Source organism: Pseudomonas sp. P5_152 (assembly GCF_033989915.1).
Taxonomy (GTDB): Bacteria; Pseudomonadota; Gammaproteobacteria; order Pseudomonadales; family Pseudomonadaceae; genus Aquipseudomonas.
This window is the reverse complement of record NZ_JASFAH010000002.1, coordinates 3,504,700-3,518,800: the sequence shown is the minus strand read 5'-3', so window position 1 is coordinate 3,518,800 and position 14,101 is coordinate 3,504,700. Positions and strand designations below refer to the sequence as shown.

Annotated in this window: 8 protein-coding genes and 1 pseudogene; 1 reads left to right on the top strand and 8 read right to left on the bottom strand. The window is 61.6% G+C overall.

Features of this window, described 5'->3' with window-relative positions:
* Positions 1-10: 10 nt before the first annotated feature.
* Positions 11-1,288 (top strand): MFS transporter, encoded by a 1,278-nt coding sequence (locus QMK50_RS15945; RefSeq protein WP_095167229.1) that lies wholly within the window; start codon positions 11-13, stop codon positions 1,286-1,288.
* A 44-nt stretch (positions 1,289-1,332) separates the two neighbouring features.
* Here QMK50_RS15945 and QMK50_RS15940 read toward each other — a convergent pair whose 3' ends face one another.
* The 8 genes and pseudogenes from QMK50_RS15940 to QMK50_RS15905 all read right to left on the bottom strand — a co-directional run.
* The gene (locus QMK50_RS15940; protein WP_095167231.1) at positions 1,333-1,680 is read right to left on the bottom strand and encodes a YgiW/YdeI family stress tolerance OB fold protein; all 348 of its coding nucleotides are present in this window, start codon (positions 1,678-1,680) and stop codon (positions 1,333-1,335) included.
* A 118-nt stretch (positions 1,681-1,798) separates the two neighbouring features.
* A complete protein-coding gene (gene hemE, locus QMK50_RS15935; protein WP_095167233.1) occupies positions 1,799-2,866 on the bottom strand; it encodes a uroporphyrinogen decarboxylase in 1,068 nt (355 codons plus the stop codon).
* Positions 2,867-3,112: 246 nt separating this feature from the next.
* Positions 3,113-4,531, bottom strand: a complete 1,419-nt coding sequence (locus QMK50_RS15930; RefSeq protein WP_095167235.1) for an FAD-dependent oxidoreductase — start codon at positions 4,529-4,531, stop codon at positions 3,113-3,115.
* A gap of 32 nt (positions 4,532-4,563) precedes the next feature.
* Entirely contained in the window at positions 4,564-9,009 is a 4,446-nt protein-coding gene (gltB, locus tag QMK50_RS15925; protein ID WP_095167237.1) for a glutamate synthase large subunit, read from the bottom strand.
* A 348-nt stretch (positions 9,010-9,357) separates the two neighbouring features.
* Complete coding sequence (locus QMK50_RS15920; RefSeq protein ID WP_095167239.1) at positions 9,358-10,944, bottom strand: SPOR domain-containing protein; 1,587 nt, start codon at positions 10,942-10,944, stop codon at positions 9,358-9,360.
* 10 nt (positions 10,945-10,954) lie between these two features.
* Positions 10,955-12,055: a 3-dehydroquinate synthase gene (gene aroB, locus QMK50_RS15915; protein ID WP_320333466.1), complete on the bottom strand. Its 1,101-nt coding sequence runs from the start codon at positions 12,053-12,055 to the stop codon at positions 10,955-10,957.
* Between the two features lie 147 nt (positions 12,056-12,202).
* Entirely contained in the window at positions 12,203-12,721 is a 519-nt protein-coding gene (gene aroK, locus QMK50_RS15910; RefSeq protein WP_095167243.1) for a shikimate kinase AroK, read from the bottom strand.
* A 4-nt stretch (positions 12,722-12,725) separates the two neighbouring features.
* Positions 12,726-13,970, bottom strand: a pseudogene (locus QMK50_RS15905) (type IV pilus secretin PilQ); the annotation flags it as partial.
* Positions 13,971-14,101: the final 131 nt, after the last annotated feature.

The window sequence follows — 14,101 nt, the reverse complement described above, 5'->3', positions numbered from 1 at the left end:
GAGGTCCCCCGTGAAAACTGCTGTTGCGCCACTCGCCCATGATCTTCCGCCTGCCGCACAGGCCCCCGGGGTCGCCCAACTGCATGAGGTGTACATCGAAAAAGGTACGCCGATGTTCCTGCGCACGGTGCTCGCGCTGTTCAGCGGCGGCTTCGCCACCTTTGCCTTGCTGTACTGCGTGCAGCCGATGATGCCGCTGTTTTCCCATGAGTTCTCGATCAACGCCGCGCAGAGCAGCCTGATTCTCTCGGTGTCCACCGGCATGCTCGCCATCGGCCTGTTGATCACCGGCCCCCTGTCCGACCGCATCGGCCGCAAACCGGTGATGGTCGCAGCGTTGTTCGCCGCCGCGCTGTGCACCCTGGGCAGCGCCCTGATGCCGACCTGGGAGGGCATCCTGCTGATGCGCGCGCTGACCGGCCTGGCCCTGAGCGGCCTGGCGGCGGTGGCGATGACCTACCTCAGTGAAGAGATCCATCCACAGCACATCGGCCTGGCAATGGGCCTGTACATCGGCGGCAACGCCATTGGCGGCATGTGCGGCCGACTGATAGTCGGGGTGCTGATCGACTTCGTCAGCTGGCACACGGCGATGCTGGTGATTGGCGGGCTGGCGCTGATCGCCGCGGCGGTGTTCTGGAAGATCCTCCCCGAATCGCGCAACTTCCGCGCGCGCTCGCTGCACCCACGCAGCTTGCTCGATGGCTTCACCATGCATTTTCGCGACGCCGGCCTGCCGCTGCTGTTCCTCGAAGCCTTTGTGCTGATGGGCGCCTTCGTCACGCTGTTCAACTACATCGGCTATCGCCTGCTGGCCGCGCCTTACCACATGGACCAGGCCTTGGTCGGCCTGTTGTCGGTGGTGTACCTGTCGGGCATCTACAGTTCGGCGAAGATCGGCTCCCTGGCCGATCGCCTGGGTCGGCGCAAGGTGCTCTGGGGCACCATCGTGCTGATGCTTGGCGGGTTGGCCGTGACCATGCTCAGCCCGTTGCCACTGGTGATCGTCGGCATGCTGATCTTCACCTTCGGCTTCTTCGGCGCACACTCGGTGGCCAGCAGCTGGATCGGCCGCCGCGCCACCAAGGCCAAGGGCCAGGCATCGTCGCTGTACCTGTTCAGCTACTACGCCGGGGGAAGCATCGCCGGTACGGTGGGCGGCGTGTTCTGGCACCAGGGCGGCTGGAACGGGATCGGGTTGTTCATCGGCACGCTGCTGGTGATTGCGCTGCTGGTCGCGTTGAAGCTGGCGAAGTTGCCGACCCTGGCGGAGAGCGCCAAGCCCTGACGCAAAAAAGGGCCGCATGGCGGCCCTTGGGGAAAAACTCGGTCTTAGTTGAGGATTTCCACCCGATCGACATCGATCTCACGCTTGAGCAAGCCCTTTTCCACTTCACCGGTCAGCTTGACCCTGGTTTTGTCGTTGAAGGCGACCGCAGGTAGATCTTCATCATCGATTTCAACGGTGACCGTACCGCTGGAATCCTTGAACTCGTATTTGTCGTCGTTGTTCAGCTTCTTCACCACAAAACCCTGCAGGACGACTGGCGTGTCGTCAGCTGCTTCGTTGGCCGCGGCCACCGTGGTGATGGGCTCGGCACCCGGCCCGGTGTAACCGGCAGCCAGGACCGCGGTGCTGAACAGGGGGGCAACGAGCAGAGCGAGGTAGCGTGCTTTCATGGCGATAATTCCATCTGGATTTCGATGGACCCAGGGTAAACAGGCTCGCTGAATTGAAACTTAATCTGCGCGCAAAAAAATGCCCGGCAAGCGCCGGGCGTTTTTTATCGGGTCACGATCACTCGTGATACTGCGCCGACAACTCGTGCACCGCGCGCAGGAAGGCACCGGCGTGTTCCGGATCGACTTCCGGGGTGATGCCGTGGCCGAGGTTGAACACGTGGCCGCTGCCTTTGCCGTAGCTGGCGAGGATTCGCCCGACTTCGCTGCGGATTGCTTCTGGCTTGGCGTACAGCACGGTCGGGTCCATGTTGCCTTGCAGGGCTACCTTGCTGCCGACGCGGTCACGGGCGCTGCCGATATCGCAGGTCCAGTCCAGACCCAATGCATCAGCGCCAGTATCGGCGATGCTTTCCAGCCACAGGCCGCCGCTCTTGGTGAACAGGATCACTGGCACTTTACGGCCTTCGTGCTCACGGATCAGGCCGTTGACGATCTTGCGCATGTAGGCCAGAGAGAACTCCTGGTACGCCGCCGCCGACAGGGCGCCGCCCCAGCTGTCGAAGATCTGCACTGCTTGTGCGCCGGCCATGATCTGGCCGTTGAGGTAGCTGGTGACCGTCTGCGCGAGCTTGTCCAGCAGCAGGTGCAGGGCTTGCGGGTTGTCATAGAGCATGGTTTTGGTCTTGCGGTAGTCTTTCGACGAGCCGCCTTCAACCATGTAGGTGGCCAGGGTCCAGGGGCTGCCGGCAAAGCCGATCAGCGGCACGCGGCCGTTGAGCTCGCGGCGGATGGTGCTGACTGCATCCATCACGTAGCCGAGGTCTTTGTGCGGATCAGGAATCGGCAGGGCTTCGATGTCGGCCAGGGTGCTGACGACTTTCTTGAAGCGCGGACCTTCGCCGGTTTCGAAGTACAGGCCTTGGCCCATGGCATCGGGGATGGTCAGGATGTCGGAGAACAGGATCGCCGCATCCAGCTGCGGATAGCGATCGAGCGGCTGCATGGTGACTTCGCACGCGAACTCCGGGTTCATGCACAGGCTCATGAAGTCGCCGGCCTTGGCGCGGCTGGCACGGTATTCAGGCAGGTAGCGACCGGCCTGACGCATCATCCACACGGGCGTGACGTCTACGGGTTGCTTGAGCAGGGCACGAAGGAAACGGTCGTTCTTCAGGGCAGTCATGTCGGCATCCGGAAAAAAAGTGCGGGCATTTTCTCAGAGCCGGACGCAAAAGGCACGGTTGCAGGTCAGCCTTTTGTCTATCGGGTCAATTTGTCGCGGTGGAATGCAGTTTTTGCAGTACCACAAAACACTGTGGGAGCTGGCTTGCCAACGATGCAGACACCTCGGTGTGTCAGGTAGACCGAGGTGATGCTATCGCTGGCAAGCCAGCTCCCACAGGTATTGCGTTGCAGTTTCGAACGGGGTTTACACGCCCAGGTAATCCAGGATCCCTTCGGCGGCATTACGGCCTTCGAAGATCGCCGTCACTACCAGGTCGGAACCGCGCACCATGTCGCCACCGGCGAAGATTTTCGGGTTGCTGGTCTGGTGCTTGAACTTGCCTTGCTCCGGGGCCACGACGCGGCCCTGGCTGTCGGTCTGGATGTCGAACTGCTCGAACCAACTGGCCGGGCTTGGACGGAAACCAAAGGCGATGACCACGGCGTCGGCCGGGATGATCTCTTCGGAGCCCGGAATCGGCTCGGGGCTGCGCCGGCCACGGGCGTCCGGCTCGCCGAGACGGGTCTCGACTACCTTCACGCCTTCGACCCGGTCTTCGCCGACAATGGCGATCGGCTGGCGGTTGTAGAGGAATTTCACCCCTTCTTCCTTGGCGTTCTTCACCTCTTTGCGCGAACCTGGCATGTTCGCCTCATCACGACGATAGGCACAGGTCACCGACTTGGCGCCCTGGCGAATCGAGGTGCGGTTGCAGTCCATCGCCGTATCACCGCCGCCGAGAACCACGACCTTCTTGCCTTTCATGTCGACGAAATCTTCCGGCGACTTTTCAAAGCCCAGGTTACGGTTGACGTTGGCGATCAGGAAGTCCAGTGCGTCGTAGACGCCCGGCAGGTCCTCACCAGCAAAGCCGCCCTTCATGTAGGTGTAGGTGCCCATGCCCATGAACACCGCATCGTATTCTTCGAGCAACTGCTCGATGGTCACGTCCTTGCCCACCTCGGTGTTGAGGCGGAACTCGATGCCCATGCCGGTGAAGACTTCGCGGCGATTGCTCAGTACGGTCTTTTCCAGCTTGAACTCGGGGATGCCGAAGGTCAGCAGACCGCCGATTTCCGGGTTCTTGTCGAACACCACCGGGGTCACCCCGCCGCGCACCAGCACGTCGGCACAACCCAGGCCCGCCGGGCCCGCACCGATCACCGCGACACGTTTGCCGGTCGGCTTGACCTTGGACATGTCCGGGCGCCAGCCCATGGCGAACGCGGTGTCGGTGATGTACTTCTCCACCGAGCCGATGGTGACCGCGCCGAAGCCGTCATTAAGGGTGCAGGCACCCTCGCACAGACGGTCTTGCGGGCACACCCGGCCGCAGACTTCCGGCAAGGTGTTGGTCTGGTGCGACAGTTCGGCGGCGGCGAGGATGTTGCCCTCGGCCACCAGCTTGAGCCAGTTGGGAATGAAGTTGTGCACCGGGCACTTCCATTCGCAATACGGGTTACCGCAACCCAGGCAGCGGTGGGCCTGGTCGGCCGACTGCTGGGGTTTGAAGGGTTCGTAGATTTCCACGAACTCTTTCTTGCGTTGACGCAACAGTTTCTTCTTCGGATCCTTGCGCCCGACCTCGATGAACTGGAAGTCATTATTCAGACGTTCAGCCATGTTAAAACCTCATCAAACTCTTCAGGCGCATATCACTGCGGGTTGGCACGAGTGCTGGAAAGCAACGTTTTCAAGCTGGCAGCCTTAGGCTTGACCAACCAGAAACGGCGCAGGTAATCATCGAGGTTCTCGGCGAGTTCACGACCCCACTCGCTGTCGGTTTCCTCGACGTACTCGTTCAGCACACGCTGCAAATGGCTACGGTAGGCTTCCATCGCCTCGCCGCTGATCCGCTGGATTTCCACCAGTTCATGGTTGACCCGGTCAACGAAGGTGTTGTCCTGGTCGAGCACATAGGCGAAACCACCGGTCATGCCTGAGCCGAAGTTGTAACCGGTCTTGCCCAGGACGCAGACAAAACCACCGGTCATGTATTCGCAGCAGTGATCGCCAGTGCCTTCGACCACGGTGTGGGCACCGGAGTTACGCACCGCAAAACGCTCGCCCGCGGTACCGGCGGCAAACAGCTTGCCGCCCGTGGCGCCGTACAGGCAGGTGTTGCCGATAATGGCGCTGTCCTGCGTCCTGTAGAGGCTGCCCTTGGGCGGAACGATAACCAGCTTGCCGCCGGTCATGCCCTTGCCCACGTAGTCGTTGGCATCGCCTTCCAGGTACATGTTCAGGCCGCCGGCGTTCCATACGCCAAAGCTCTGCCCGGCAGTACCTTTGAAGCGGAAGGTGATCGGCGCATTGGCCATGCCCTGGTTACCGTGCTTGCGCGCGATTTCACCGGAGATCCGCGCACCGATCGAACGGTCGCAGTTGCAGATGTCCAGGTTAAATTCGGCGCCGCTCAGGTCGTTGATGGCCGAGGTGGCCAGGTCGACCATTTTCTCGGCCAGCAGGCCCTTGTCGAACGGAGGGTTGCGCTCGACCTGGCAGAACTGTGGTTTGTCTGCCGGGATGTGATCGCTGCCCAGCAACGGTGTCAGGTCCAGGTGTTGCTGCTTGGCGGTCTGGCCTTCGAGGATGTCCAGCAGGTCGGTCCGCCCGATCAGCTCTTCGAGGGAGCGCACGCCCAGCTTGGCCAGCCACTCACGGGTTTCTTCGGCGACGTAGGTGAAGAAGTTCACCACCATGTCGACGGTACCGATGTAGTGATCCTTGCGCAGCTTCTCGTTCTGGGTCGCCACGCCGGTGGCGCAGTTGTTCAGGTGGCAGATGCGCAGGTATTTGCAGCCCAGGGCGATCATTGGCGCGGTGCCGAAGCCGAAGCTTTCAGCGCCGAGGATGGCCGCCTTGATCACGTCGAGGCCGGTTTTCAGGCCACCGTCGGTCTGCACCCGAACCTTGCCGCGCAGGTCGTTGCCGCGCAGGGTCTGGTGGGTTTCCGCCAGGCCCAGTTCCCATGGAGCGCCGGCGTACTTGATCGAGGTCAGCGGCGAAGCACCGGTGCCGCCGTCGTAGCCGGAGATGGTGATCAGGTCGGCATAGGCCTTGGCCACACCGGCGGCAATGGTGCCGACGCCAGCTTCTGCCACCAGCTTCACCGAGACCAGGGCCTTGGGGTTGACTTGCTTGAGGTCGAAAATCAGCTGCGACAAATCTTCGATCGAGTAGATGTCGTGGTGCGGCGGAGGCGAGATCAGGGTCACGCCTGGCACTGCGTAACGCAGCTTGGCGATCAGGCCGTTGACCTTGCCGCCTGGCAGTTGCCCGCCTTCGCCTGGCTTGGCGCCCTGGGCCACCTTGATCTGCAGCACTTCGGCGTTGACCAGGTATTCCGGGGTCACACCAAAACGGCCAGTGGCGACTTGCTTGATTTTCGAGCTCTTGATGGTGCCGTAGCGTGCCGGGTCTTCGCCGCCTTCGCCGGAGTTGGAACGCGCACCCAGGCGGTTCATGGCTTCGGCCAGGGCTTCGTGGGCTTCCGGCGACAGCGCGCCGAGCGAGATACCGGCGGAGTCGAAGCGTTTGAGCACCGATTCCAGCGGTTCGATCTCGCTGATGTCCAGCGGCGTCTCGAGGGTCTTGACCTTGAACAGGTCGCGGATCATCGACACCGGGCGGTTATCCACCAGCGCCGTGTATTCCTTGAACTTGGCGTAGTCACCCTGCTGCACAGCGGCTTGCAGGGTGTTGACCACGTCCGGGTTGTAGGCGTGATATTCGCCACCGTGGACGAACTTCAGCAGGCCACCCTGCTGGATCGGCTTGCGCGGGCTCCAGGCTTCGGCAGCCAGGGCCTTCTGCTCGGCTTCGATGTCGACGAAACGCGCGCCCTTGATCCGGCTCGGTACGCCACGAAAGCTCAAGTCGCAGACTTCCTGGGACAGGCCGATGGCTTCGAACAACTGCGCACCACGGTAGGACGCAATGGTGGAGATGCCCATCTTCGACAGGATCTTCAGCAGGCCCTTGGTGATGCCTTTGCGGTAGTTCTTGAACACCTCATAGAGGTCGCCCAGCACTTCGCCGGTGCGGATCAGGTCGCCCAGCACTTCATAGGCCAGGAACGGATAGACCGCCGAAGCGCCGAACCCGATCAGTACCGCGAAGTGGTGCGGGTCGCGCGCAGTGGCGGTCTCGACCAGGATGTTGGAGTCGCAGCGCAGACCTTTTTCGGTCAGGCGGTGGTGCACCGCGCCGGTAGCCAGCGAAGCGTGGATCGGCAACTTGCCCGGGGCAATATGACGGTCGCTCAGCACGATCTGGGTGCGACCGGCGCGCACGGCTTCTTCAGCCTGGTCAGCGACATTGCGCACTGCGGCTTCGAGGCCGAGGCTCTCGTCGTAGTTGAGGTCGATGATCTGGCGTTCGAAGCCCGGGCGATCGAGGTTCATCAGCGAGCGCCACTTGGCCGGGGAAATCACCGGCGAGCTGAGGATCACGCGCGAGGCGTGTTCCGGCGACTCCTGGAAGATGTTGCGCTCGGCACCGAGGCAGATCTCCAGCGACATGACGATGGCTTCGCGCAGCGGGTCGATCGGCGGGTTGGTAACCTGGGCGAACTGCTGGCGGAAATAGTCGTACGGCGTGCGCACGCGCTGGGACAGCACGGCCATCGGCGTATCGTCGCCCATCGAACCAACAGCTTCGTAGCCCTGCTCACCCAGTGGACGCAGTACCTGGTCACGCTCTTCGAACGTCACCTGGTACATCTTCATGTACTGCTTGAGCTGGTCGACGTCGTAGAAAGCCGAACCATGGTCGTTGTCTTCCATGGTCGCCTGGATGCGCAGGGCATTCTTGCGCAGCCATTGCTTGTACGGATGACGGGACTTCAAGCGGTTGTCGATGGCGTCGGTGTCGAGGATCTGCCCGGTCTCGGTGTCCACGGCAAAGATCTGGCCCGGACCCACGCGGCCCTTGGCGATCACGTCTTGCGGCTGGTAGTTCCAGACGCCGATTTCCGAGGCCAGGGTGATGAAGCCGTTCTTGGTAGTGACCCAGCGCGCCGGACGCAGACCGTTACGGTCAAGCAGGCACACCGCGTAGCGACCGTCGGTCATGACCACGCCAGCCGGACCGTCCCACGGCTCCATGTGCATCGAGTTGTACTCGTAGAACGCACGCAGGTCCGGGTCCATGGTCTCGACGTTCTGCCACGCTGGCGGAATGATCATCCGCACGCCACGGAACAGGTCGATGCCACCGGTGACCATCAGCTCCAGCATGTTGTCCATGCTCGAGGAGTCCGAACCCACGCGGTTGACCAGCGGGCCGAGCTCTTCCAGGTCCATCAGGTCGTTGCTGAACTTGGTGCGACGGGCCACGGCCCAGTTGCGGTTGCCGGTGATGGTGTTGATCTCGCCGTTGTGCGCCAGGAAGCGGAACGGTTGGGCCAACGGCCATTTCGGCAGGGTGTTGGTGGAGAAGCGCTGGTGGAACACGCAGATCGCGGTTTGCAGGCGCTGGTCACTCAGGTCCGGATAGAAGGCGGTGAGGTCCGCCGGCATCATCAGGCCTTTGTAAATGATGGTCTTGTGGGAAAAGCTGCAGATGTAGTGGTCGGTGTCGGCGGCGTTGGCCACGGACGAACGACGACGGGAGCTGAACAGCTTGATTGCCATGTCCTGATCGCTCAGGCCATCGCCGGCGATGAACACCTGTTCGATCTGCGGCAGACGCTCCAGGGCCAGGCGGCCAAGGACGCTGGTATCGATCGGCACTTTGCGCCAGCCGACCAACTGCAGGCCTTCGGCGAGGATCTCGCGGTTCATGTTCTCGCGCGCGGCCTCGGCTTTAACCGGGTCCTGATTGAAGAACACCATGCCCACTGCATATTGCTTGGGCAATGCTACGCCGAAGGTTTCCTGGGCGATTGCCCGCAGGAACACGTCCGGTTTCTGAATAAGCAGACCGCAACCGTCACCGGTCTTGCCGTCGGCGTTGATCCCACCGCGGTGGGTCATGCAGGTCAGGGCCTCGATGGCCGTTTGCAAAAGGGTATGACTGGGTTCGCCCTGCATATGGGCTATCAGGCCGAAACCGCAGTTATCCTTGAATTCATCTGGTTGGTACAGACCTGCTTTCATAGACACTTTCTCACCAGGCTGCCTCTTATCGAGACAAATTTCTTTTCAATTCAACCACTTACCTTCCGCGCCGAACGTACGCCAGCTTTGCGGGGGCAAAAGGGAGGTCATTGTACACACCGACACAGAGGCTCACAAATTTGACGACGAAATGTCGCAAATCTATGTCGCATTTATGAAAGGTTTAAAGCGATCTACTGTGCTAGTCAAAACTTTTTTTAATTCTGACCGCAACGACTCAAAGACTACTGTGACGCAGACACCACAAGGCACGCGGCCTGGGGGCAGCATGCCTTGCAGAAATTTTGAGGTGCCGGGAGAGGCGGCCTGGGTAAGGCCGCCGAATCTTCAGCGAGCTGTTGCCAGTTCTTGTTGGACGCTGGCGACAGAGCGAGGCCAAGGTTTACCAGCCTGAACCTTCGCTGGCAAGGCCTTGATGGCGGATACAGCGGCATCGCGGTTGGCGAAGTTACCGTAGGTGATGACGTAAAGCGGCTTGCCGTTGAGGACTTTCTTGAAATAACGGTACTCGCCGCCCTGCTCCTTGACGAAGCTCTGGGCCGAGGCTTCCGAGCTGGTGCCGAGGATTTGTACCACGTAGTTACCCGGCTTCTGACCGGCATACCAGGTGCCACCGGCTGCCGGCGCTGCCTTGGCGACAGTGGCTGGCTTCTCTACTGGCTTGGTCACCGGCGCTGGCTTGACCACAGGCGCGGGTGCCGGCTTGGCCACTGGGGCCGGGGCAGGCTTGGCCGTCGCGACCTGGGTAGGCGCAGGCACCGGCTTGGCCGCGGGCGTCGGCGCAGGACCGGCAGGCACGCCGCTTGGCGGAGCAATGGTGGTCACGGTCGGCGGAACACTGCTGGAGCCTTCGAGCGGCACGCCATCATCGCCCTCGGTGATGCCACCGGCAGCTTCAGCCAAAGGACCGCGCATCACCGGCTGCGACTGGCCGACCAACGGCAAGGGCATTGGCTGGGTATTGCCGGCGAATTCGACCGACGGCGCACCGCCGTTGGCACCCTGACCCAGGGGTAACTGCGCCTGCTCGTTGGCTGGAGCCCCGGTGGTTGGTGTCTTGTTGCGACCTGGCAGCAACCAGGCGGCAGCCACCGCGACCACGACTACGGCGGATATCGCCAATACGTGTTTCTTCGGCATGTTGAACCCCATACTTGGACGCTTGACCGCGGAGCGGCTAGCAATCATGGCTTCGATCATCGCATCGCGGGCAACCTGGTTGATGTTTCCAGGCCAGCCGTCGGAGCTTTCGTGAATCTCAGAGATCTGATTAGCGGTAAAAAGTTCGATTCCCCTGCCCGCACCCTCAAGACGCTGGGCCAGGTATTCGCGGGTTTCTTCTTCCGCGTAGGGCTGCAGCTCGATCACGTGGAAGCGCTCTTCCTCGGTGCTCAACTGCTCAAGCCCGGCGATCAGCGAAGGCTCGCCAAACAGGAACACATGCGGGCGGCCTTCCGGGGCGCCAGCAGCCAAGGCCAGCAAAGCCTCAAGCGCCGATTCGTCGAGCTGCTCGGCATCATCCACCAGCAGATAGACTTCCTGGCCGGTCAGCGCCAGTTGCACCACTTGCTTGAGGATCGCGCCGACTTCCGCCTGGGCGACATCCAGGGACTGGGCTACCTGACGCAGCACACCCGCTGCGTCGCCGGCACCACGGGCGGAAACCACCACGCTCTGCACCGACTGTTTGTTGGTGCTGGCCACCAGCGCCTGACGCAACAGGGTCTTGCCACTGCCCAGCGGGCCAGTGACCACCAGCAACAACTGGCTGTAGCGGGCCAGGTGATGCAGTTGCCCCAGCACCGGTTTGCGCTGGGCAGGGAAAAACTTGAAGCCAGGCACCCGCGGAGCAAAGGGGTCGTGGTTCAACTGGTAGTGGCCTAGGAACGCCTCGTCGGCATGCAAACTGGTCATTGTGATCTTATTAACCTTTCAGCTGAGCCAGGGCACGGTAATCCGCTCCCAGCGTTGCCTGTAAAATCTCTTTCGGATAATCGTCGGTCACGACTGCCTCGCCCATGCGGCGTAGCAGCACCAGGCGCAGACGTCCGTCGATTACTTTCTTGTCGATTGCCATGTGTTCGAGAAAATCGGCTTCGCTCATCTCTGGCGGCGGGATCACCGGCAACCCGGCGCGCAGGAACAGGGCAATGCCACGGCCACGCTCCTTGGGAGTGATCCAGCCCAGGCGCGAGGACATCTCCAGGGCCATTACGGTGCCAGCAGCGACCGCCTCACCATGTAGCCACACACCATAGCCCATGTGGGTTTCGATGGCGTGACCGAAGGTATGCCCCAGGTTGAGAGTGGCGCGCACGCCGGTCTCACGCTCGTCGGCACCGACCACCGCGGCCTTGGCTGCACAGGAGCGCGCGATCGCATAGGTCAGGGCGTCCTGGTCCAGAGCCCGCAGGCGGTCAACGTTTTCTTCGAGCCAGGTGAGGAACGGCTCGTCGCAGATCAAACCGTACTTGATGACTTCGGCCAGGCCCGCGGACAGCTCGCGCTCCGGCAGCGTATTGAGGGTGGCGGTATCGATCAGCACCACGTTGGGCTGATAGAAGGCGCCGACCATGTTCTTGCCCAGCGGATGGTTGATACCGGTCTTGCCGCCCACCGAGGAGTCGACTTGCGACAACAAGGTGGTCGGTACCTGGATGAAGTCCACGCCCCGCTGGTAACAGGCGGCAGCGAACCCGGCCATGTCGCCAATCACTCCGCCGCCCAGGGCGATCACGGTGGTGCGGCGGTCATGGCGCGCGGTCAGCAGGCCGTCGAATATGCTTTGCAGGGTTTCCCAGTTCTTGAAGGCTTCGCCGTCGGGCAGTACCACGGAAATGACCGAGAACTGCGCCAGGCTGCGGGTCAAGCGCTCCAGATACAGCGGGGCAACGGTCTCGTTGGAGATAATTGCCACCTGCCGTCCGGCGATGTGTGGCGCCAGCAACTCGGGCTGATCCAGCAACCCTTCGCCAATATGGATCGGGTAGCTACGCTCGCCTAGATCAACCTTAAGTGTCTGCATGTGTCCCCACAGTAAGTTGGAATCAGGCGTCCTGCCTTATGTTATCGACTGGCCACGTCTGCCTGTGTGACGTGGCGTGCTAGCCATGCGCCACACCCGACTGCCGCCATGGCGCGACGCCGAGGATAGCGCATTTCGCCCTGCGGATTAACGGGGAGGTAGCTGCTGCAAGCGTTCCAGAATATCCAGCACCACCATCCGCGGCGGCCGCTCATCGGTTTGCACCACCAGGTCGGCGATTTCCCGATACAGCGGATCGCGCAGGGCCAGCAAGTCACGCAGGGTTTTTGCCGGATCAGCAGTACGCAGCAAGGGACGATTGCGGTCGCGCGCAGTGCGCCCGACCTGCTGCTCGACCGAGGCGTGCAAGTAGACCACGCGACCGCCGGCGTGCAGCGCCCGACGATTGGCTTCGCGCATGACCGCACCACCGCCGGTCGCCAGCACCACGCCATCGAGCTCACAGAGCTCGGCGATCATCGCCTGCTCGCGATCACGAAAGCCGGGTTCGCCTTCCTTATCGAAGATCCACGGGATATTGGCGCCTGTGCGCAATTCAATTTCCTTATCGGAATCCTTGAACGGCAGACGCAGCTCTTTGGCCAGCAAGCGGCCGATGGTGCTTTTACCCGCACCCATTGGCCCAACAAGAATCAAATTTCGCACAGAATCAATGACTCACAGCAATCGCCTGGTTATTCATGATACGCGGAGTGAGAAATACCAGCAGCTCGGATTTTTTCTCCGACACCACGTCACGCCGGAAAAGGCGGCCAAGATACGGCACATCACCAAGAAATGGCACCTTATCTACAACCTTGCTTTGAGTATTTGAGAAAACCCCGCCTATCACGATAGTTTCCCCATCGACCACCAGCACCTTGGCATTGACCTCGTTTTTCTTGATCGGCGGCACATCCTGCACCTTGTTCAGGTAATCGGGCTCGTCCTTGGTGACCTTGACCTCCATGATGATGCGATTATCCGGGGTGATCTGCGGCGTCACCTCCAGCGACAGCGAAGCCTCCTTGAACGACACCGAGGTGGCGCCGCTGGAGCTGCTCTCCTGATAAGGAATTTCGGTGCCCTTGAGGATCTTCGCGGTCTCCTTGTCGGCAGTCACCACCTTGGGTTGCGAGACGACTTCGCCGTTGCCGGTTTTCTCCATGGCCGACAGTTCAAGGTCGAGCAGCAGGTTATCGGTAATGAATGCAATGCCCAGCCCCGAGGTAGCACCCGCTGCCCCCATATCGACAAATGGCGCGCTGCCCGAGCTGAGCAGAGCCGCTCCATCGCCGCCAACCCCGGAGGCACTCCAGTTGCCCCGGCCCATCGCACCACCCCAGCGCACGCCCAGACTCTTGTCGTAATCGACATTGGCCTCGACGATCCGCGCCTCGATCATCACCTGGCGTACCGGCACATCCAGTTGCGTGACGATCCGTCGTAGCTCGTCCATTCGATCCTGGGTCTGGAAGGCGATGATGTTGTTGGTTCGCTCATCCACCGTCAGCGTGCCTCGCTCGTCGAGTCGGTCCTGGGCATTGGTCACTGACTGGAACAGCCGGGCTATTTCAGTGGCCTTGGCGTAATTGACCTGCAACAGCTCACGCCGCAGCGGGGCGAGTTCGGCCAGTTGCCGCTGCGACTCCAGCGTCTGCCGCTCACGGGCGGCAATTTCCTGTGCCGGGGCGACCAGCAGGACGTTGCCAGCCCGACGCTGGTCCAGGCCCTTGGTCTTGAGTACCAGGTCCAGCGCCTGGTCCCAGGGCACGTTATCCAGGCGCAGCGTGATGCTGCCCTGCACCGAGTCGCTGGCCACCAGGTTGAGGCCAGTGAAGTCGGCGATCAGTTGCAGCACCGAACGCACTTCGATGTCCTGGAAATTCAACGACAACCTTTCGCCACTGTAGGCATGACGCTCGGCGCGCTGATCACCGGGCGGCGCGACAATATCCAGCGACCTGGAGTTGGCCAACAACCCCGGTGACAGCAGCGCAATCCATAGCGCCACACCGAGGGTCGAAAAAATCCTGTACATGGTTA

What these genes read in the sequence shown, in the direction of transcription:
- QMK50_RS15940 (WP_095167231.1), bottom strand. Translation starts at nt 1,680, where the DNA reads ATGAAAGCACGCTACCTCGCTCTGCTCGTTGCCCCCCTGTTCAGCACC.
- hemE (WP_095167233.1), bottom strand. Translation starts at nt 2,866, where the DNA reads ATGACTGCCCTGAAGAACGACCGTTTCCTTCGTGCCCTGCTCAAGCAA.
- QMK50_RS15930 (WP_095167235.1), bottom strand. Translation starts at nt 4,531, where the DNA reads ATGGCTGAACGTCTGAATAATGACTTCCAGTTCATCGAGGTCGGGCGC.
- gltB (WP_095167237.1), bottom strand. Translation starts at nt 9,009, where the DNA reads ATGAAAGCAGGTCTGTACCAACCAGATGAATTCAAGGATAACTGCGGT.
- QMK50_RS15920 (WP_095167239.1), bottom strand. Translation starts at nt 10,944, where the DNA reads ATGACCAGTTTGCATGCCGACGAGGCGTTCCTAGGCCACTACCAGTTG.
- aroB (WP_320333466.1), bottom strand. Translation starts at nt 12,055, where the DNA reads ATGCAGACACTTAAGGTTGATCTAGGCGAGCGTAGCTACCCGATCCAT.